At 67.6% G+C, this 21,628-nt stretch carries 16 protein-coding genes; 7 read left to right on the forward strand and 9 right to left on the reverse strand.

All coding sequences use genetic code 11. The annotated features are described in order from the left end of the window. The 7 genes from VM221_02285 to VM221_02315 form a co-directional block, all read left to right on the forward strand. Positions 1-302, forward strand: a 302-nt coding sequence (locus tag VM221_02285; protein ID HUT73647.1) for an SLBB domain-containing protein, incomplete at its 5' end; no start/stop codon positions are given. Between the two features lie 60 nt (positions 303-362). Further along, positions 363-3,197 (forward strand): polysaccharide biosynthesis tyrosine autokinase, encoded by a 2,835-nt coding sequence (locus VM221_02290; GenBank protein ID HUT73648.1) that lies wholly within the window; start codon positions 363-365, stop codon positions 3,195-3,197. Between the two features lie 87 nt (positions 3,198-3,284). After that, positions 3,285-4,193: an XrtA system polysaccharide deacetylase gene (locus VM221_02295; GenBank protein ID HUT73649.1), complete on the forward strand. Its 909-nt coding sequence runs from the start codon at positions 3,285-3,287 to the stop codon at positions 4,191-4,193. A gap of 11 nt (positions 4,194-4,204) precedes the next feature. Next, complete coding sequence (locus tag VM221_02300) at positions 4,205-5,359, forward strand: exopolysaccharide biosynthesis polyprenyl glycosylphosphotransferase (protein ID HUT73650.1); 1,155 nt, start codon at positions 4,205-4,207, stop codon at positions 5,357-5,359. A gap of 58 nt (positions 5,360-5,417) precedes the next feature. Beyond that, positions 5,418-6,356: an SDR family oxidoreductase gene (locus tag VM221_02305; GenBank protein HUT73651.1), complete on the forward strand. Its 939-nt coding sequence runs from the start codon at positions 5,418-5,420 to the stop codon at positions 6,354-6,356. Positions 6,357-6,484: 128 nt separating this feature from the next. Continuing rightward, positions 6,485-7,714, forward strand: a complete 1,230-nt coding sequence (locus tag VM221_02310; protein HUT73652.1) for a glycosyltransferase — start codon at positions 6,485-6,487, stop codon at positions 7,712-7,714. An 85-nt stretch (positions 7,715-7,799) separates the two neighbouring features. Next, entirely contained in the window at positions 7,800-8,933 is a 1,134-nt protein-coding gene (locus VM221_02315) for a glycosyltransferase family 39 protein (GenBank protein HUT73653.1), read from the forward strand. Between the two features lie 24 nt (positions 8,934-8,957). Here VM221_02315 and VM221_02320 read toward each other — a convergent pair whose 3' ends face one another. The 9 genes from VM221_02320 to VM221_02360 form a co-directional block, all read right to left on the reverse strand. Next, a complete protein-coding gene (locus VM221_02320) occupies positions 8,958-11,108 on the reverse strand; it encodes a DUF11 domain-containing protein (GenBank protein HUT73654.1) in 2,151 nt (716 codons plus the stop codon). Positions 11,109-11,513: 405 nt separating this feature from the next. Continuing rightward, complete coding sequence (locus VM221_02325) at positions 11,514-13,076, reverse strand: glycosyltransferase family 87 protein (GenBank protein HUT73655.1); 1,563 nt, start codon at positions 13,074-13,076, stop codon at positions 11,514-11,516. 66 nt (positions 13,077-13,142) lie between these two features. Continuing rightward, entirely contained in the window at positions 13,143-14,291 is a 1,149-nt protein-coding gene (locus VM221_02330) for a glycosyltransferase family 2 protein (GenBank protein ID HUT73656.1), read from the reverse strand. Positions 14,292-14,419: 128 nt separating this feature from the next. Continuing rightward, positions 14,420-15,448, reverse strand: a complete 1,029-nt coding sequence (locus tag VM221_02335) for a FemAB family XrtA/PEP-CTERM system-associated protein (GenBank protein ID HUT73657.1) — start codon at positions 15,446-15,448, stop codon at positions 14,420-14,422. Then, on the reverse strand, positions 15,445-16,656 hold the full coding sequence (locus tag VM221_02340; GenBank protein ID HUT73658.1) for a glycosyltransferase: 1,212 nt from the start codon (positions 16,654-16,656) through the stop codon (positions 15,445-15,447). The genes VM221_02335 and VM221_02340 overlap by 4 nt, the downstream gene beginning before the upstream one ends. A 122-nt stretch (positions 16,657-16,778) precedes the next feature. Further along, positions 16,779-18,107 (reverse strand): glycosyltransferase family 4 protein, encoded by a 1,329-nt coding sequence (locus tag VM221_02345; protein HUT73659.1) that lies wholly within the window; start codon positions 18,105-18,107, stop codon positions 16,779-16,781. Next, on the reverse strand, positions 18,088-19,245 hold the full coding sequence (locus VM221_02350; protein HUT73660.1) for a glycosyltransferase: 1,158 nt from the start codon (positions 19,243-19,245) through the stop codon (positions 18,088-18,090). The genes VM221_02345 and VM221_02350 overlap by 20 nt, the downstream gene beginning before the upstream one ends. After that, positions 19,242-20,474, reverse strand: coding sequence for an ATP-grasp domain-containing protein (locus tag VM221_02355; GenBank protein HUT73661.1), 1,233 nt, complete (start codon positions 20,472-20,474; stop codon positions 19,242-19,244). Before VM221_02355 ends, VM221_02350 begins: the two co-directional genes overlap by 4 nt. Beyond that, complete coding sequence (locus VM221_02360) at positions 20,471-21,619, reverse strand: polysaccharide deacetylase family protein (GenBank protein ID HUT73662.1); 1,149 nt, start codon at positions 21,617-21,619, stop codon at positions 20,471-20,473. Before VM221_02360 ends, VM221_02355 begins: the two co-directional genes overlap by 4 nt. Positions 21,620-21,628 lie beyond the last annotated feature (9 nt).

A 21,628-nucleotide genomic window follows, 5' to 3' on the forward strand; every position in this document is an offset into this window, starting at 1 on the left:
GGCCGTGCTTGGTGCAGGAGGGGACGCGGGTGTTGGAGGCCGTCGCCGAGGCGGGCGGGGTGACGGAGTTCGCGGTGTTGGATCAGGCGTACATCGTGCGAGCGGCAGCCGGCCGTTCGGGGTCGGGGACGCGCGAGCCGATCAACCTGCGCAAGCTGATGGTGGAGGGCGACATGGCGCTGAACGTGGAGCTGCGCACGGGAGACGCCCTGTTCATCCCCGTGCGCACGCCGGGGGCGCACCGGCCGCTGCTGGAGCGCGCGGCGTCGGTGTTGGCGCCGCTGATCTACCTGCTTTTCTGAGGCCGGCGAGCCGCCGCGTGAACCGCTTGGGAACGCCAAACTGACGAGGGCCACCCGCGCATGACAACCGCCGATTTCTGGAGAATCTATCGTATCATTAGCCATCGCAAGTGGCTGATCGCCGCGGTGGTAGGCTGCGCCATGCTGGTGGTGGGCGTGGGGGTGCTGGTGATGCCCCGCTACTACCGCGCGACGGCGCTGGTGATGCCGTCGGAGCAGGCGCTGCAGAAGTCGGTGATCGGTGGCGGCGGGCCCGACGGCGGCTACAACCTCCAGGCGCGCGAGGAGCGCCTGTCCAACCTCATCTACCTGGCGCAGAGCGAGGCAGTGATCGCGCGCGCGGCCCAGGCCCAGCACATCACCGAGCCGCCCAAGAAGCTGGGGCGGCGCATCACCGTTGACACGCTCCCGCGTACCGCGATCATCCGCATCATCGCCCTCGACCGGGATTCGGGGCGCAGCGTCGGCCTCGCCAATTCCCTGGCGAGCGCGCTGGCCGACTTCTACCGGGAGCTGAGCCACCGCGAGGCGGCGGAGAACCGCGCCTTCCTCGAGCGCGAGCTGGCGTCCGTGGAGCGCGAGCTGCGCAAGGCGGAGGAAGAACTGGCGGATTTCCGCTCCGCCGCCGGCGGCACGGGCGCGGACCTGAGAACGGCGGAGCCGGTCATATCGCCGGCCGAAAGTGACCGCGATTCCGCCGAGGCGCAGCTACGCGAAACCACGGCGCGACTGGCCGCGGCGCGCGCTCGCCTCGGGCGGGAAGCCGCAACCATGGTCACCGAGGAGGGGACCACTGACAATCCCGTGGTCACCAAGCTGCGCGGCGACCTGGCGGATCTCGAGATCAAGCTGGCGGGGGAGCGGGCGGTACACACCGACCAGCACCCCAACGTGGTGGCGTTGACCAGCCAGATTAGTGACCTGCGCCGCCGTCTCGCCGACGAGATGGGGCATGTCATCACCCACACCACCGTCGCGCGCAACCCGCTGCACGATTCCCTGGCGGCCCAGGTCGTCGAACTGGAAACCGGGGCCGCGGCGTTGCAGGCCCGGCTGCTGGCGATGAATCGGATTGCGACGCGCGAACGCAGCCGCTACGCCGTCGCCTCCGCGCGCGGGGTGGAGCTGGCCTCGCTGACCCGCAACTACCGCATCGCCGACGAGACCTACGCCAGGCTTCGGGCGGCGGTGGATCAGGCCCGGGTGGACGAGAAGGTCAGCAACGACGCGGGCGCCATCCAGATTGTCGATCTCGCGCGCGCCGCAGACGGGCCGGTCACCCGCGGACCCTCCCCGTGGCAGTTGTTGGCCCTTGGGTTTGCTCTGAGCCTCGCCGTGGCCTTCGGTCTCGCGCTGGCAATGGATGTGCTCGACGACCGCGTGAAGACCACCGACGACGTCATGCGCTTGCTGAACCTCCCGGTCACCGGCATCATCCCGGCCATGGAGGGCGTGCGCGTGCGCGAGCTGCCGCTCATCACCCGCGCGCTGCCGTCCTCGCCCTATGCCGAGGCCTATCGCTTCCTGCGCACGGACCTGCTCTTCACCTGCGAGGACCAGCCCCTGCAGACCCTGTGCGTGGTCACCCCCAAGCCCGGCCAGGGCGGCACGACGACCATCGCCAATCTCGCCATCGCGCTGGCGGAGGCGGACCGGCGCGTGATCCTGGTTGACGCGGACCTGCGGCGCCCGTCGCTGCACGCCATCTTCGGCCTCCCCAACGAGGTCGGGCTGACCAGCGTTGTGGGCGGCGGCGTCAAGCTCGCCGACGCGCTGCAGGTCACCGACGTCCCCAACCTGGTGCTGCTGACGGCGGGCCCGCCCGCGCACAACCCCTCCAATCTCATCAGCTCCAACCGCATGCGGGCGCTGATGCGCGAGCTGCGGGAGCACTGCGATTTCGTCCTCTTCGACACCCCCTCGGCGATTGCGTTTAGCGACGCCGCCATCATCGCTTCGATGACCGATGGCGCGCTGATGGTGGTGCGCGCGCGTCAGCCGCTGCGCGGCAGCCAGCTCCAGGTCACGTCGCTGCTCAACAAGGCCCGCGCCAACGTCATTGGCGTGGTGCTCAACGACGTGGCGCCGGAGGATGCGGAGACCACGTACTTCTACGCGCACTACTACGCCTCTCCGCAGCTGGCGGAAGGTGAATCGCCGCCCCTCGACGCCGCTCGGGACGGCGCTGCTTTGCATCGCAGGGGCGGTCCTGAGCCTGTCGAAGGGCCGCCGCCCGCGCTGCCGGCGGGCGAGGCCGCGGAGGCGGCGGCCGCCGACGAGAGTATGGGGGCAGACTCTGCCGCCGGCCCCAGTCAGGGGCCAGGTGCCGCTGATACAGCGGAAGCTGCCGAGGAGGTCGCGGAGGAGATGGCAACCGCGGCCGCGGTCGAGGAGGCTCCGCCGCCCCTCGACGCCGCTCGGGACGGCGCTGCTTTGCATCGCAGGGGCGGTCCTGAGCCTGTCGAAGGGCCGGCGCCTGCCGAGGAACCGGGGAGTGCCCAGCGGCGCTCCCGGCGCCGGTGGTTCACCGGGGCCTTCTCGCTGCTGCTGCTCGGCACGGTGGGTTATCTGTTCGCGGCCGGGATGGGCTATGTGCGGCTGCCGGGGGCGACGGAGAAGCAGAGAACCGGCCTGCGGGCGATCATCGGCGGGTCGGCGGTGAGCGTGGTTGCGGACGTCAGGCAGCCCACCTCAGCGAGCGTGAAGGCGGACGGGAAGGTGCTCTTCGACGGCCTGCTGGCGCCCGGCCACAAACGGTGGCGGGCTGGGGAAGAGGTCACGGTGTGGCTGGAGCGTCCGGAAGCGGTGACCTTCACCCAGAATGGACAACTCGTGGGGTCGCTGGGGCGACGGGGGAGCGGTCCCATGGAGCGCACATTCACCCCCTCCCGTTGACCCCAAGTGGTGCGCCGCGGCAACCCCAGGCCGCACTTGGCACGGTTATTGCTCCCCATGACAGCAGGGGAAAGCCCTGGGCCGCGCATGCATGTGACCAACATACTCACCATAGATCTGGAGGACTGGTACCAGGTATCCAACCTCGACCGCTATATCGGACGCGAGCGCTGGGAGCAGTGCGAGAACCGGCTCGAGGCCGGCACCTACCGGCTGCTGGCGATCCTGGACGAGGCCGGGGTCAAGGCGACCTTCTTCGTGCTGGGATGGAATGCGGAGCGCAACCAACACCTGGTGCGAGAGATCGCGCGCTGCGGGCACCAGATCGGGGTGCACGGGTACCACCACGCGTTGATCTACGAGCAGACGCCGGTGCAGTTCGCGTGGGAGCTGGGGCACTGCCAGGACCTGGTACGGTCCATCACCGGGCGCCCGGCGCGCGGCTACCGCGCCGCGTCGTTCTCGGTCGTCCGCCGCAGCTTGTGGGCGCTGGAGGCGCTCGACGAGCATGGCTTCGAATACGATTCCAGCATCTTCCCCCTGCGCCATCACCGCTACGGCATCCCGGGCTCCCCGGCCCATCCTTACCGCGTGGCCATCAACGGCCATAGTTCGTTGGTGGAGTTCCCCCTCCCGACCATGCAGTGGCTGGGCCTGAGAACGGGCTTCTCCGGAGGCGCCTATTTCAGGTTGCTGCCCTATCCGGTGGTCGCCCGCGCCATCAGGCGCATGAACGGCGAGGGCCATCCGGCGGTGGTTTACATCCACCCGTGGGAGCTCGATCCCAACCACCCACGGCTGCCGCTGCCGTGGCCGCTGCGCCTGCGCTGCTACGGCAATCTGGAGCGCACCGAGGGCAAGCTGCGACGGCTGCTGCGCGATTTCGAGTTCGCGCCGGCAGAGACGGTCCTCGACCAGTGTCGCAGCAACTTGCCTTGCTGCCGACTTGCCCCAGAGGGTCTGGTCCTACGTGACCGATCGCTCGCCTACCAGTGACGCAAGCACTCATGATGAACCCAACAGCGATCTTCGCCTCGCTGACAAGCGTGGTGCCCCATGCGGCGGCCCTCCTCGCGGCTTGCGCTTTCGTCGCTGCGACCGCAGTGGCGCTAGCCGCCACCGCCCGCGCTCGTGTTCAGGGCGATAGGCGCGACCCTGTGCCCGCCGCCTCGGTGCGGCCGGCGGCTCGTGCGTGTCCCAAGCCGACCAGGGTGCTCATCGTTGGCGCGGGTGCGCGCGGGCGCGAGTTGGCCGGCGCCATCCTCGACCACCCGCAGTTGGGCTATCGCGTGATCGGCTTCGTTGACGACGAGCCCGGTATGCCCGGTTGGGATGGCATACCCATACTCGGCGGCACGCGCGATATCCCGTCCCTGGTCGAGCGGCATGCGGTAGGCGAGATCATGGTTGCTCACGCCCCGAGCTGGCACGACCTGCTGATGGGACAGTTGGTCGCCGCCGGGCGCGATGACCAGGTGCGCGTGAGTTCTGCGCTCGGTGTGCGGGAAGCCATGATGGGTGACCTGCGGCTGCGCCAGGTGGGGGACATACCCTTGGTCGCGCTCAGTGGCAGGCGTCCCTCCTGCGCCTATCGGTGGGCGAAGCGCGCCTTCGACATTGGCTTCAGCGCCCTCGCGCTGCTGGCGAGCGCGCCGCTGATCGGGCTGTTGGCCCTGCTGGTGAAAGCGACCTCCTGCGGCCCCGCCTTCTTCCGCCAGCGGCGGGTTGGACTCGGCGGCAGGGAGTTCACAATATACAAGCTGCGCACGATGGTGCAGGACGCCGAGAGCAGCAGCGGGCCCAAGCTGGCCGACCCCTACGACGCGCGGGTGACGCCGCTCGGCCGGCTCCTGCGCTTAACCCGGCTCGATGAGCTCCCGCAGTTCGTCAACGTCCTGCGCGGGGACATGAGCGTCGTCGGCCCGCGGCCCGAACGGCCGGAGTTCGTGGGCGGTTTCCTAGCGGACATACCCGGCTACGCCAAGCGCCTGGCGGTCCGGCCCGGCATCACCGGCCTCGCACAGGTGCGCAGCGGCTACGATACCGACGTTCATACAAAGCTGAAGTACGATTGGGCCTACGTCTACCGCCAGTCGACCTGGCTCGATATCAGGATACTACTGAGCACCGCGCGCGTCGTCCTGCTGTGCGCAGGCCAGTGAACCGGGCCGACGGGCGGAGCGTGCGTGACCCATTGGCGGTAAGCGGTCGAAGAGGACCATGAGCCGATACCTGGTTACCGGCGGCGCGGGATTCATCGGGTCGCACATCTGCGAGGAGCTGCTGCGGCGGGGCCAATGGATCACCATATTGGACAACTTCTCCACCGGCCACCGCGAGAACCTGCGGGACCTGGAGCGCGAGCTGCGCATCATTAAGGGCGACCTGCGCGACGTGGTGACCGTGCGCGAGGCGATGCGCGGCTCGGACTATGTCCTCCACCAGGGGGCGCTGCCCTCGGTGCCCCGCTCGGTCGCCGATCCTATCGCCACCCACCAGGTCAACACCGAGGGCACCCTCAACGTGCTGGTCGCGGCGCGCGACGCGGGGATTAAACGGGTCGTCTTCGCCTCCTCGTCCTCGGTTTACGGCGACACCCCGCTGCTGCCCAAGCGCGAGGACATGGCGCCCAACCCCAAGTCGCCCTACGCGGTGAGCAAGCTGGCGGGCGAGCACTACTGCCGCGTGTTCTACGAGATCTACGGGCTGGAGACCGTGGCGCTGCGCTACTTCAACGTTTTTGGCCCGCGCCAGGATCCCGACTCACAGTACGCCGCAGTCATCGCCAAGTTCACCCGCGCGCTGCTCGACGGCGGCGAGATCACCGTTTACGGCGACGGGGAGCAGACGCGCGACTTCACCTACGTCGCCAACGTGGTCGAGGCCAACTTGCTGGCCACCGGCGCGCCGGGCGCCGCGGGCAAGGTGTTCAACATCGCGTGCGGGGATCAAGTATCACTCAATCAGGTGATTCGTCACCTTGCCGAGCTCGTGCATCGTGAGTCCGAAGTCGTTTACCAGCCGCCGCGAGCAGGAGACGTCAAGCACTCCCGGGCGGACATCGCCAGCGCATCTTCCGTTCTCGGCTACCGGGTGAAGGTGGCGTTCGACGAAGGGCTGGCGCGCACTCTGCGGGCCATCAATGCGGCGCCAGAGTGACACGTAACTACCCGCACGGCAGCCAGGTCGGATGCCGCACGCGAGCAACTGCCGGCTGCGGTCGAGTCGCCGGACGCCGTCGCTAACACGATCCTTCGCTCCGTGCTGACCGACATCCCCGCGCAGCGGTGAGGCAGCGTCTGGTCCTGAAGAAGCCGGATCACGAGGAATCGGTGTTGCACGACATGGACGGCGATCGCATAAAGATAGCCTATCTCATCGAGACCGCCGGCCGCGCGGGCGCGGAGACCGCGCTGGTCAACCTGGTGGGCCACCTCGACCGCGAGCGCTACCTGCCGGTCGCGGCGACCGGCGGGCCCGGCTGGCTGGCGGACGAGCTGCGTGCGCTCGGCGCGGACGTCCATTACCTCCCATCCACCGAGGGCACGCGGTTCAGCATACGCACGCTCGCGACCATTGTGCGGTTCCTGCGCGACCAGCGTCCCCACGTCGTGCATACATTCCTGTTCCAGATGAACCTCTACGGCGCCATCGCCGCGCGCTTGCTGCGCATTCCCATGATCGCCGCCGTCTGCAGCAAGCACTACGAGCTCGCCAAGTGGCGCCGCATCATGGGGTGGCGGCTCATCGCTCGCCTGAGCAGCGTGGTGACCGTCAATTTCTGCGACCTCGGTGACGCCTTCTGCCGCTACGCGCGCCCCCCGGCTGCGGACAAGGTGGTCGTCATTCCCAACGGCGTGGACGCCCAGCGATTCGCTCACCCCAGGCCGCGCTCGGCGGTGCGACAGGGGCTCGGCATACCCGACTCCGCGCCAGTCATCGGCACGGTCGGGCGCACGGATCCGGTCGAGGGGCAGCACTTCCTGATCGAGGCCATGGCCGCCATTGCGGCAAGTTTCCCGCACGCCCGGCTGGTGGTCGTGGGGGCCAAGGTTGCTCCGGAATTCGCCGACTTGCGCCGGACGGCCGTGATCTTCGGGGTGGACGACAGAGTCGTCTTCACCGGCACCCGCGAGGATGTGCCGGATCTGCTGGCGGCGATGGACGTGTTCGTTCTTCCATCGCTGTCGGAGGGCATGTCCAACGCGCTGTTGGAGGCGATGGCGGCGGGCCTGCCGATCGTCGCGACCACGGTAGGCGGCAACGCCGAGGTGATAGGGGAGGACGGCGCCGGTGTGCTGGTGAAGCCGGGGTCGCCCGTGGAGTTGGCGCAGGCGATATGTCCACTGCTGCACGACCCCCAGGCGGCACGCGCCATGGGTGAGCGGGCGCGCCGCCGCGTGGTCGAGCGCTACCGGTTGGCGCAGGTGGCGAGCGCCTACTGCTCCATCTATGATCGCCTCGCACGCCGCAATGTCGACGACAGCGAGCGCATCCCTGCATCGGTTTCGGGATGACGGGCATCGCGCAAAGTGCTGTGTCTGCTAATGGGCGCGCGCGGTGGTGGCGCGGCGCCGGCGCCAGCGTAAGGTGAACGCACTGGTGCGCACGCGAACCCGGAAGACCATCAGCCACCGCGGCGGCCGCGCGCTGATCGCGATATTTGCGGTTGCGCTACTGCTGCGGATCGGGGCCGGCGTCGCGGCGCATACGTGGCGCGATGCCTCGCGCGAGAGGAACTCCCCGCTCGGAACCTCCATCGCGGCAGCGCGCAGCTTCGGTTTCGACCACCGCGAGACCGCGATTGCACGCGGCCACGGAAGCGATCGCGTCCGAACGTCGGTGGACGCGCCATTCTATCCCTATCTGCTCGCGGCGTTCCGCGTGCTTGGCCGACAGGTGGGCGACGATCCCGCGTTCATCCTGCTGCTCGTGCTTCAGGCCGCGGTTGGCGCGGTGCTGGTCGTGCCCGTCTTCCGCATTGGGCGCAGGATGTTCGGGGTGCAAGTGGCTATCGCCGGGGCCGCCCTCGCCGCTGTCTATCCAGGCTTCGTGCTTGCCGCAGCCGTGTTGCGCCCCACGGTGTGGCAGGTAACCGGGTTCAGCGTCGCCTTTCTCGCCCTACTGCGCCTGTGCCATCAGCCGTCCCGTGAAGCTGCGGTAACCTGCGGCGTTCTCTCCGGCCTCGTCGCGCTGACTCAGCCCGTTCTTCTGTGGATCATGGCTGCGGCGCTGACGGGGGCAATCGTCATGACCCGCGCACAGCGGCGCGCGGTCGCCTTGACGGGCGCGTTGTCTTTGGCGATTGCGGTGCTCGTCATCAGCCCGTGGCTGCTGCAGCGTCATCTTGTGGACGGTGGATTCCTGTTCGCCCGGTCAGCGGGCAGTCTCCGGTCGTCGCAGGAACTGCGCACCGCCGTTTCCTTGGGCAGCCGGGCGGTTCTCTTCTGGGCCAGCGCGCCGGACTGGGGATCCCCGCATCGCCTGTGGTACGCTTTGCCCTACGCGGCGCTGCTCGTGCTCGCCGTGGCGGCAGCAGTGAGCATGAGGAGGTGGCTCAGGTATTACCTGCCGGCCCTGGGTGCTTTCGCCGCCGCCACGCTCGTGTACGCCGTCGCCGCCGGCGGGCCGCAGGAGAGGATGCCCTTCGAGCCGTTGCTGTTCCTCTTCTCAGCGGAGGGAGCATTGCTGCCGGCCAGGTTGGCAGTCAATCGGGCGCGAAGCGCACGGATGTGATGTGCTGCCGGTCCGCGCCTCCGGCTAGTTTACCACGACCTGGAAGGCTACGGTTCCCGAGGCGCCGGCGGCCACCGACCCGATGGGCACGGAGATTTGCCCGCCCGCAAACGGGTCGGGGCTGACCGTCGTGCCGTTGAGCTTGGTGCTGTTGGCAACATAGGTCGTGCTTTGGGGGATGGGATCGGTCAGCACGACGTTCTGGATGACGGCGGACGAATCGTTGCGGTAGGTGATCGTGTAGGTGACGGTGTCGCCAGGGGCAACCTGCGAGGGAGACGCCGACTTGCTGACAGTGACGGCAGGTGGGCTGAGATCGGCCTTGACGAGGATCACGCCCTCGGCATTGCGCAGCGTGACGGCCGTCAGAATGGTCGGGTTAATCGTCCCATCGCTATTGAGCTTCTGGTAGCGGCTGGAGGTGCCGCCGCCGGGGATTGCGTAGATCGGCAGAGCCGCCGTGTAGGACGCCGTGTAGTTCGAGTCCCAGTGCGGCAGCGGCACCGATACGACCAGCGCGTTGTCGAACTCCCGGGCATACATGTAGGCGATGCCCCATTCGTCGTGAGGGCAGCTCGGATCGTCCTGCTGCCGCAGGACATAGTAGGGCGCCCTGGGCTGGCCTACGTTGTATTCGATGGCCTTGTACCAATTCTGCTTGAAGGGCCCCGGATGCCCGTCAACGCCCCATTCGTAGTACGTGTTGTCGCCGCTCGCCAGGTAGAACAGGGCGAGGGAGGTCATCTTGCTCCGCTCCCAGTCGCCTTCGACCGCGACCCCTGGGGCCAAGATCTGGCACCATTTGCCTTTGGCGTTCCTGCTGATAAGTGCGTCCAGGCGCTCCCGCGGATAGATGCCGCCCGCCCAAATGAAGCCCTCTCCGTGGAACCCATCAACCGCGTCAATATAGGACTCGACGACAGAGCCGGTTAGCTCGGAGGTGTTGATGAAAACGATCTTGCCGGGGCCGACGGCGCTCTTGGTGGCTTGCAGCATCGCCAGGGTTGCCGCCTGCCACGCGCCGGCCGAAGTGCCCTCGACGGTCGTGCCGCCGCTCTGCAGATTGCCGACCCTGAACGCGACAAATGCGTCGTCGAGAAAGAGCGTGTCGAAGGTGTAACCCGTGCTCCCTATGGGGGAAGTCACCAGCTTCGCGTGCCAGGACGGATACCAGCGCCTGACATTCGCGTTAGCCATGTTCACGTACTGGGTGGTATGTTCCCACCACGGCACTCTGGCCTCATGGCGAAAGATGGCGGTCGCGTTGGGATTCACGTTCGCATCGCGCACACCGTCGCCGTTCTGGTCGTTGGCGCTGTCCCATCCGGGCGAACGGTAGTATCCGCCGCTTGGGTAGTAGTAGTTGCGCCCCTTGAAACCACCGCCAGCGACGACGGGCTGCGTGGTGCCCGCTGCCGTGGTGCGGAGTCGCCACCACCAGTGGGTGACGCCGTTGACCGTCGTGCGCGCCCACGACGCCATCGGCGGCGGCAGCTTCTCCACTTTGCCGCTTGCGGTCATATCGGCGGTGCCGTCGGTCGGCGACAGTGCGGCCCACGCCGAGCCGTTCCAATATTCCCACACGCCATCCCAGTTCGCGCTCGCGGGCGTGGCGAGCGTGAGGTTGACCTCCTTGAACGGCTCGTCATACCCGACGTAGAGAATCCAGCCCACCCCACCGCCGACGGCAAACGCGCCGCCGCCGTAGGCGTCGGTCGTGCGGTTAGCATAACTCGCCCCGTTATACACCCACACGGTGTCGAACTTGTCCTCGATGCTGCGGTCGGGTGAAGTGCTTTCCGCGCTCGGCAGATGCACCGTATCCGCCGCAAAGTGCAGAAACATATCCTCCCGCTGCTGCCAGGTAAGGCCGTTGGCATCGGCCCATGCGTACATATCCTCCTTGGGGCCGCCGATGGGAACGTAGTTATAGTTCGAGTAGACCCACGTTGGCGCCGCGCTGAATGCCCTGAACGGCGGCACCAGGTTAGCGTCGAGCCGCACCCAATCGTAGTGTGACGCGATCCACGGCAGGTCCGCCTCGGTCGCCGTCCATACGAACAGAAACGAATTAATGTGTCTGTAGTCAGACCCCACGACGGGGGCCGCCAGCACCGCGGCCAAGAGGACTATGGCAGTGGCGACCGCCAGGCTGCGACTGAAATATGCTCTCATCTCAGTTGCCCAGTGAGATTGTGTTCATTCGGGCTACAAGCGCGCCGACATCTATCCGTCGCGCGGCTTGTCCGCGGGCCGCAACATGCGACAACGCCAGGCGCGACTGCAAGTGCCGCACGCCCACCACGCTACCGGCTGTATATTCCACATTACGGACCTTGTCTGAGCCCGCCTGGCGTGCACCTACTCAGGCCCTGCGCGCTCTCGCCGAAGCCAAGAGCGCGGCGGCAGTATCTCCATGCTTCGACCGTTGTCTGGCTCCGTCACCGCCTACTGGCGCGGGACGCGAGCCCTAGCCAACAAGACCGAAACGGTGGGATGCACCTGCGTCCCAACTGCAACTGACCGCGGTTGGCCCCGGGTGCGTCGCAGGCCATGTCGCCGCTCAAGCTCCATGTCGCGTCACTGTTGATCTGCCTCCGCAGGTAACGGACCAGCTCGCGGCTCGGATGTGACAGCCACAGGTTGCTGCCCGTTGTGCGCGACCACACGCCACAGCTCTGTGTGGGGTCGCCACGCGCCGACCCTCACGAGCGCCATGTTCTCCGGCAAGCTATCGCGTGCCTGCTGGACGATGTCGTCCTCTTCCTCAGTGAACCGCTTCCGAGCTTCGGGCTCGAGATAGCGGCGCGCGAGGCGGTTGTTGAACAGCCAGACTCGGAAGACGTGAGGTCGCCCTCTAAACGAGAGGAGATAGAGCAGCCCGTGCCTGGACGCAAGCTGGCGCCAGTCGTGCGCAGTGGATGGTACGTTGACCCATGTGCCCCTCCACACATTCGCTACTTCTGGCTGAGTCTCGTACACGTATACGAATCCGACGTGGGGTGCTGCAATAACCGTGGCATTGCCCACACGCTGGCGCACTTGGTGAGCCACCAGGCGAAAAGCCTCGGCGTCGGCGCGTTTCGGCCACACGTACAGCCATCCCGAAAGCACCGCTGAAAGGACGACCCACACCGCCAACACACCCACGCGGGCCTTGGGGTTATCCCAGAGCCGCCTCGCAACACCTACCGCGCCGATCCCCGCGAGCATACTTGCGCCCAGATAAGCTGGCATCCAGGCGAAGCCGTACTCGATGTGCCCCAGGCGCAGGTTCACCCACGCGTGGCCTATCCACAGAACGGCCGCGAAGGCAAGGACCTGGCGTGCCCGTCGCCAGGCTAGCACGAGTCCGTAGGCCATCGCGACTAGCCATACGGTGAAGTTCTCGGCGAGGCGGTACGCCCAGTACAGTACCATCTTCAGTGCGGAACCGGCGGGGTAGTACTGCGTTGATGGAAATGCTCCACGTGGGCCGAAGAAGTAGTCCCTCGCGATTGGAGCGACCCCGACGCCGAAAGCGAACGTGAATGATGCCGCGAAGAGCGCGAGCGACCTCCACGTTCGCGAGCGGTAGGCGAGGTACAAGAAGCAAAGCGCGCTCGGCGCTGCAGCCTGGCTTGTGAGCATCGCAGCGGCAAATATGATTCCCGAGCCGACAGGGCGCCGAGCGAGGAACAACGCGAGCGACAGGAATACCATCAGCATGAGAAGCGCTTGGAGTTCGCAAAACTCCGCGTGATACCAGAAAATGCCGGAGAAAGCCAGAGCTAGCATTACACATGCTGCTGCTCCGTCGTCGAGACGAAGTAGCTTCGCTATCCAGAAGGCTATGGCCACTGCTGCCACCATGCACAGCGCGGCTAGAACGTTGAGGCACAGTGCGAGGGGCAAGTCGACAACCTGTGCAAGCTGGGCGAAGGGATACGCGAGGACGTAGTATCCGATGTGGACAGTGCGGACGCCGAACTCTCCCTTGCGAATGAGCGCGGCGTAATCCGCCGCATCTCCCACCGGAGGCAAAGCCGGAAACACAAACACAGCGTAGACAAGAGCCACTCCGCCGACGCAGATCCACAGCCACTTGGGAAGATTGCCCAGGCGCTTCCGGGCAGCCGCAGGTGCTGGTGTCTGTAGTTTCATGTTAGCCGGATCCACGCGGCGGAGTTGGCCCCTGGCGCGGCACGGTGGGCTCCGTGGGCGTTCGACCTACTCTGAGGGATAGCCACGAGTACGGTACCGCCGCGGCCCTGCACGCTCGGAGGGTTGCCAGGCCGCCGCGCGGCGGCCGAGCAGCGCCTGCACCAGGCCGACCGCCATGGCGGCGTTGGCAAGCGTGAGCGAGAATGGAACGCTCACCCAGGCCGGCGAGCGCGGCCGCGCCGACCGCAACCATCCAGCCAGCGCAAGGCAATAGAAGACCCCCTGCAGGAACCCAAAGCCCGCGTAGATTAGGTGAACGCGCGCCAGCGCCAGGCTGGTGACCAGTACGACCGCCCACCACAGGGGCGTTAGCCAGCGCGCCATCTTGTGGCTGATAAGCGCCCATGCGACCTGGGGGAAGCGGAAGGGGTTGAGTAGTCGGCGGTGCTTCCACAATGCTACGGCGCCTCCGATCTGGATGCGGACGCGCCGCCGAAACTCGGCCCTGGCGGACAGGGTGGTCGGTATCAAGGCGCGAGCGGCCGGCTCGCTCACCACGCGTTTTCCGCTGAGCACCACCGACAGCGGCACCGCAAAATCCTCGATCAGCTCAGCGCCGACCTGCGCCCTCAGGCTGCGCCGCACAGCGTAGAAGCAGCCGCTGGCGCCTACCATCGAGCCGACCGCCGTCTCCAGTCGGCGCACCCACATGTCGTAGCGCACATAGAGGTTTTCCCCCTGTGCGGCAGGGTGACTGATCGAGATCACACTGACGTCCTCGCCGCTCACCAGTCCCACTTGCGGGTCGGCGAAGGGACGGACGATCGCTCCCAGAGCGTCGCGCGCCAGCAGGGCGCTGGCATCGGACAGCACCACAACGTCGCCCTTGGCTTGCGCGATGGCCATGGTCTGCGCCGCCGTCTTACCGACCCGGTGAGGGCTGCGCACCAGCCGCACGCCCTGGCCTGCATAGCGAGCAACAATGGACTCGGTCTCGTCGGTCGAGGCATCGGAGGCCACCAGCACCTCCAGCCGGTCTGCCGGGTAGTCCAGAAACAGGCTGTTGTCGAGCTTGCCGGCGATACTTACCGCCTCGTTGTGCGCGGTGATGATGAGCGACACCGACGGAGTGATATCGGCCTTCTGCACCGGCCGGGGGCGAAGGCGCGCCAGCGCCGCCAGCACCAGGGGATAGACAGCGTAGGCATAGGCCATCGCCGCCATCGCCAGCCAGAAGGCCCAGACCGCTATGTCGTTCGCGCTCAGTCGATGCCTCCTCGATCAGAGCGTCGCGCCGCGGTGCAGAGGCCGCCGCGGGATGGATGTCGCGCCTCGCGCAGCCTTCATGGCATGTGCGCGATGATCCTAGGACCCAGCAGGTTAGTGAGACCCACCGGCAGCCGCCTCCACAGGGTCGCTGCCAGGCGCAGGCCCCGGTCCTCGGCGAAAGCTGACGGGGCCTTGACGCCGTCCCGGCAGTAGTAATGCCAGTAGAGCTGGAGGGCGCGCGCCCCCCACTTGAGCTTGAACCGGTAGGGCCCCGAATCGATTGTGGAGCGACCGAAGTCAAATCGCCGGCAACCGGCGTCACACGCCATCTTCACCGCCTGCCAGTACAGCAGGTCATTGGGGGCGAGACTGAAGTACCGGCGCCAGGCTGACACCCACGGGACGTACGCGGTGGAACCGATGCGCAGCCACACCGCGCCGGCCACCGCGGTCTGATCGCGCCAGACCGTAATCAGCCGGGCGCGCTCGCCGAAGTGCCGGAAGGTATTAGAGAACAGTCTGGGCGGAGGTGCCGGAGATCCCAGGTCGCGCATGTTGCGGGCATGCACCCGGTGAAACGCATCGAGCTGCTCGCCATCATCCCACTTCACCGTCAGGCCGCCCTTGCGCGCTTTTCGCACGCGGTTCCTGACCACCGAGGGCAGGCCTTTCCACACCGACTCCGCATCCTGGGCCAGGTCGAGCACGAGCTTGGCCTTGTCCGTCCTGGTGGGCACGCCGCCGCCGGCCTGCTCGAGCATGCGCATCTCGACATACGCCGCCGATTCCTTTTCGCCCAGTCGCTTGGCGGCCTCCAGCAAATGGGCCCGATGTGCGAGCGAAGCCGCGAGCGGCCCGCCGCAATCCAGGAACGGCATCGACAGGAGACAACGTCCCATGCGCCACACCTGGACCGAAAACAGCGGCAGCACCCCCGCCATGCCCCCATCGTCCTCCAGCACCAGGTAGCGCTGCCCGTAGCCGTAGGTATCCGCAAAGATGCGCTGCCAGGCGATGTCATGCTCCAGGCAGGCGTCCCCGTGCTGGTTGACGAACTCCTGCCAGGCGCTGTCGTCACTGCTCTGGTGTAGCTTCACTCTCACCGCAGGCTATCCACCATCGTGCGGGAATCACCACTGCTTGCGCACGCACGCCGGCGGCCGGCCGTTCCCAGCAGCGCCTCCTCCAGCACGGCCGCATCCGTTTCCCAGTTGTACCGCCCCTCGGCGGCCCGTCTCCCGGCTGCTCCGCAGGCTGCGCGTGCGGCGGGATCGGCAAAGCGGGCAATCGCCGCCGCCATCGCGTCCACCGAACCGGCTGCAAACACCAGCCCTGCGCCGGTCTCCTCCATGATCCGGTTCGCCGGCTTCGCGTCGGAACACACCACAGGAAGACCCAGGTTCATGTACTCGAACATCTTGTTGCTAATGGTCGTATCGTTGTGTTCATTCGGCGGAAACGGACAGATGCCGACATCCGCCTGCGACAGAAGCCCAAAGGCCTGCGCCTGGGGCATCCAGCCCAAAAACTCGACCACCTCCTCAATGCCCAGCTCCCTGGCGAGCCGCCGCAGGCGCCGTTCTTGCTGCGGTTTGCCGCGCCCCACAATCCGCAGGCGCACGCGCAGTCCCCGTTCGCGCGCGTTCGCCACCGCATGCAGCGCCGTGTCGAGGCCGAGGCTCTGGTGAACCCCGCCGAGGTACGCGAGCAGCAGCGAATCCTGCCGTCGGGCGCGCGGCTTCGCGGGGAGCGACTCGCGCGGCAGTAGCCGGGGCGTGTTCATCACCACACTGATGCGCGCCGGATCAACTCCCAGCTTGGTCACCAGGCGGTCCCTCATTTCCTGCACCACGACCAGCACGTGATCGGCGCGGGCCACCGCCAGACGCTCGACGATGCGCGATCCCGCGGGGTGGCGAAGGAGCGCGTTCTGCAAATTCCATCCCTCCCGCTCCCGCCATTCGCGCAGCAGGCTGGGCCAGTTCTCCGCCAGGTCGAGCACGACCGGGACGCGGGCGGAATGTCCGGCCGCGATGGCCGCCGGCGCCACGTGGAGATCGCGAACCACCAGCAGGTTGAACGATTGGCGCGCCAGCAGCGCTCGTGTCGCGCAAAACCACAGCGGGTTGAACGGAGACGGCAGGCCCACGGCGAGCTGCACGGGCCCGGCCCAGGCTGGCAAGCGGCGCAGGCGATGTATGACGACCCCGTGGCTGCACTCAAGGCTAGGGCGACGATCGTGGTTGGCGCAAAGCAAGTGCACCTCGTGCCCTCGCTCGTGCAACGAGGTGACCATCTTTTCGATGCGCACCTCCCACGGATACGTGCTGGCATACAGCCACAGGATTCTCATATTGCTTGTGGCCCGGCGATCATCGGGCTCTGGGGCGGCCCCGGCGGATCGCGCGAGACTGCCGCTGCTTACGCGCTCGTTCATGGTGAACCCGCCAATAGCGGGAGGCGCCGATGCACCACGTCATTGTACAGCGCCTCCAGCTTGCGGGACTGCGCCTCGAAGCCAAAGTGGCGTTCCACGCGTTCCCGGCCGGCCTCGCCCATCCGCTGCCGCTCGTGCGGGGCCGCCCGAAGCAGCTCCGACAGGGCTTCGGCAAGCGCGCGCGGGCTTGCAGGCGCCACCAGCATCCCGGTCTCGCCATCCACCACCAGCTCCGGCACTCCTCCCACCGCCGTCGCCACCACCGGCAGGCCCATCGCCATGGCCTCCATCACGGCGCTGGGCAGGCCCTCCGTGAGCGAGGGCAGGGCAAAGGCGTCGGCCTCTCTCAGCAGCGCTGCCACCTTAGCGCGGTGCCCCATGAAATGCACCCGCTCGCTCAGGCCCGCCGCGTTCGCCGCCGCGACGAGGCGGGGGCGCTCGGCGCCGTCGCCAATCAGCACAAAGTAAGCGTCCACTCCCCAATCGCGCATCAGCCGCGCAGCCTCTATCAGGTGCATGTGCGCCTTCTCGCGACTCAGCCGCCCCACCGATACGACCAGCGCCTCGCGTTGACCCAGCCCCAGTTCGGCTCGGACCGACTGACCGGTCTCGCGTCGCAGGCCCGCCGCGTCGACCGCGTTGTGGACCGCCGCGGCGCGGTGCTCGGGCACGCCCAACCGCAGCACCTGCTGGCGGCATGTCTCGGATACTCCGACAACCGCATCCATGTAGCGCAGGAGCCTGCGGTCGAGCCGGTCGTAAAGCCTGACTCGCCACGTCTCCCCGGTCCAGCCGTGCACCCAGCCGATAATCGGGATGCCGGCTCGGCGGGCTGTGATGAGCCCCAGAAAGTGAGGCTTATCGCCGTGAGCGCATAAGAGCCGGATGCCCATGCTGCGTATGAGCCTGACCACTTCGCCGACCGATGCCCAGTCGAACGGACCTCCGTCCGCGCGCCACCAGGCGCCGGCGCCCAGAGCCGCTGCTCGCTCGGCGACCGCGCAGGCGTCGCGGCCCTGGTTGAGGGCGTAGACGATGACATCAAAGCGCGTCCGGTCCACGGTCTGAAGATGCCCCAACACCTGCCTTTCCGGCCCACCGATTCCTCTGGTGGGCAGAAGATGCAAGACGCGTAAGGGCTGGTCGCCGGACGGCTCCCGCGGCGCAGGCGCGCCAGAGTGGCACGCCCGATCACCTGCCCGCGCGTCTGCCAGGGCGCAGCGATTCGGCGCGCGGCCCACCTGGTCGCAGGGGCCAGCCTCGTCCAGGTCCAGGCCGGGAGTCAGCGCCTGGCTCATCTCGCGCTCAGGACCACCCGGAGTCACCGAGCACCTCCCGATAAAGCCTCTCGTACCTCTGTACCATACTTCGCACATCGAAAACCTCGGCCTTGCGGCGGGCGGCGGCACCCAGGCGCCGCGCCAGGTCAGGGTCGTCCCGGATGGCTGTGATGGCCGCCGACAAGGCGGAAGCATCGCCAGGCGGAACCATCAGACCCGTTTCGCCGTGGCGCACGAGGTCGGACGGCCCTCCGCTGGCGGTGACCACGACCGGCAAACCGGCCGCCATCGCCTCGATGGCGGCGATGGACAGGCCCTCTGACAGGGAGGGTAGCGCGAAGCAGTCCAGCGCGCCCAGAATGCGGGGAACGTCATCTCGGAAGCCTATGAAGCGCACTCGCCCCGCGATCCCGAGGTCGGCCGCGCGTGCTTCGAGTTCCTCTCGCAATGGACCCTCTCCCACCAGCAGCAGGCACGCGTTGGGCACGGACTCGGCCAGCCTCGCCACTGCCTCCACCAGGAACAGGTGGCCCTTGATCGCGCGAAGCCCTCCCACCGCGCCCACGACCCAGGCGTCGGCTACGCCCAGCTCCTCGCGAATCGCCCGTCGCTGCGAGCCGTTGTCGGACAGGAACTGCTCCAGCGCAACCCCGTTGTGGATGGTTACCACGTGGGAGGCCGCGACCCCGCAGGCGTTGACCAGCTCCCCGCGCAAGAAATCGGACACCGCGACGATGCGACTGGCCAGGCGCCCGATGACGCGGTTGACCAGCCGGCGGCGCGCGCCTTGCACGTCATCCAGGCCGTGGCAAGTGGCGATACAGGGCACGCCTGTCAACCGGGCGGCGACGCACGCGTTGAGGTTCATAGTGAACAGATGAGCGTGAACGAGATTCACGCGCTCGCGCCTGATAATCCCCATGATCTGGCCGACCAGCCGCCAGTCGAGCCGCCGGCCGCGTCTGACAACGTTGACGGGCACGCCTGCGGCCTCGAGCTTTTCCGCCAGCCACGCGCGCCTTCCGACGCCGGCCACGACCCGGTAGCCGCACAGCGACAGATGCCTGGCCACTTCCAGCAGCACCGTTTCGGCACCGCCGGCACCGCCGGTTTCGATGACCTGCAAGATCCCGGCGCGTTCGCCCGCCGGCTCCACATAGTCATCGCCGCCTGATCCAGTCATCGGCGCGCTCCCACGGCTCTTTTCGCAACTTCGCGCACCAGGCCACATGCGTACGCTGCGGCGTCCCCGAGCGCTGGCAGCGGGTCATCCGTCCGCTCCAGCTCCAGGTGAACCATGCCGCCGGTTCGGGCGAATTCCCAGGCCTCACGCCAGCGGGCAAGCGGAGCCGTATCGTTCACCGGCTGGCATCCGCGCATCACCCACAGCAGCCGATCAAGGTCCCCTATCAACCACCGATTCCTCAATCCCAGCCGGTATTGCGTCACCGCCGCAACATCGCCGTCCTGCGCCATCCGGTACAGGAGATAAGGGAAATCGACCCCGGCCTGTATCGCCAGCTCCAGGGAGCCCCAGAACCGCGCGTTGATCTCCATCAGCTTGGGAATCTGATCGCGCGCATCGTGCCTGAATTCGACCATCGCGACGCCGTGCCAGCACAGCGCGCGCAGCAGCGCCACCGCGGAATCGCGCGCCACCGGATGCGGCTCACAGCTCTCGCTGAGCACGCTCACGCCCCCCCACGGCGGGTTCTCTCGAATCCTGCGGTGCGCGAACAGCGCCCGCACTTCTCCCCGGTTGGCAAGGACGAACACGCCGCAGCCGTAGCCGGGGACGCATTCCTGAATCAGCGGCTGCGGATCCAGCGGCCGCGTCCGGTCATACAAGTCGATAAGCTCCAGCGGCGTTGCCGCATAGGCGCGAGCGCCGGGTCGCCAGCGCCCGTTCATCTGCAGCCGCGACCGCCGCGTCTTGACCACGACCGGGTAGCTGAGCCGAGGTGCGAGTCTCTCCACGTCTTCTCGGCGCTGGACGAAATGGGTCTGCGGCGTCGGCACGCCTTGGGCGGCGGCCAAGCGCAGTAGAGAAGCCTTGTCGGAGATCAGTTCAAGCGCCTCCGCAGCAGGCAAGCAACCGACGGACCGCGCGGGAAGCCGCCCGCGGGCGCCGGTCAGGATGCCCAGAGCGACGTCGGTGGTCGGAAAGATGAGATCGCCGCGCCCCTGTGTGCATGCTTCGTCAACTGCGGCCGCGAAGCCCTCGGGATCGAGGGCCGGCGACGGATGCCGGACCCGGCCCCGAGCATAGCGCGATAAGGCGCCCAGGGCGCTCCATGTGCTCGCGCCCACCCAGACCGGGATGCCGCGCTTGCCGAGCGACCGCGCTATCGCCACCGCGCTGCGCGTGTCGCCCTCGACCACGAGGACCGATGCTTGGGTGCTGGGAGTCATGGATGCCGTTCCGTTGCCGCCAGGCCGCCGCTCGAATCGTCGCACTTGCGTCGGCCGCGCGCGCCTCGTCCGCCCGGCCCGCGGAGCCGACGGTTTGCCATCTGCGCCAGGCCGCGGAACCCGCCTGCGGCCTGGCAAACGAACAGCGCCCGCGAGAATCCGCCGTTGATGCCGTGTGCCATCCGCTCGTCGGCTGCGATCCGCGGCAGGCGGAGCAAGTCAGCGTTGGCACGTGCGACGCCAGGCTGTGTCGAGCAGGCCAACGAGTACCCGGCTTGGCGCACCATCGCCTCCGCTCGCTCGTCCGTGGCACCGTCGGGATAGCAGAACGCGATGGCGGTGATGCCCAGGTGCCGCTGGATGTCAGCCCGTGATCCGACCAGCTCATCCACCACGCACTCCGGAGCTTCCGCGGTCAGGATCGCGTGCGTTCGGGTGTGAGAGCCGACCAATACCCCGCCCTCATGCATCTCACGCAGCTCGTCCCACGTGAGCCAGGGGTCCTTCATCACGGGGCAGCCCAGGGCCGCCGCGAGGTCGGCGACGATTCGCTCCCTCTTTGTGGCGGGCATGCGCTTGAGCGCCGAGACCAGGGACTCGGTCGCGCGCGGTGTGTGTGTTCGCGCTGACGGCTGCAGCCCGGCGCCGGCAAGCGCATCGCTTACCAGGCGGTACCGGCCCCGGCGCAGCGCCTCGTCGAAGACGCGCGCCGCCTGCCGCGTCCACAACGGCCGCTCGGTGCCGACGTAGCTCGTGGCGACAAAGATGGTTGCCGGGATATTGAGTTCGCGCAGGATCGGATACGCATTGGTATAGCTGTCCCGCCAGCCGTCGTCGAAGGTTACCGCGCAGGCCCTGGGAGGGAGAGCGCCGCGCGCAAGGCGCGCGACAGCTTCGTCCAGCGCCAGCGGCCGGTAGCGCTGGGCGATGAATTGCATGTGAGCCGCGAACGTCTCGATCGTGGTCACCAGCCCCGGATCGGGCTCCGCGGCAACCTCCGCACCGCGCAGCACGCGATGATACGTAAGGATGGCGCAGCCCGCGCCGTGCAGGCGGTCCGCCAGCCAGCCGAGCGCGCGGAATCCCCCGCCGTAGTAGCCGAGACCGGCGATCGTCGCCTTCACCACTTGCCGCACGCTAGACATACTGTGATT

Source organism: Armatimonadota bacterium (genome assembly GCA_035527535.1).
GTDB lineage: Bacteria > Armatimonadota > Hebobacteria.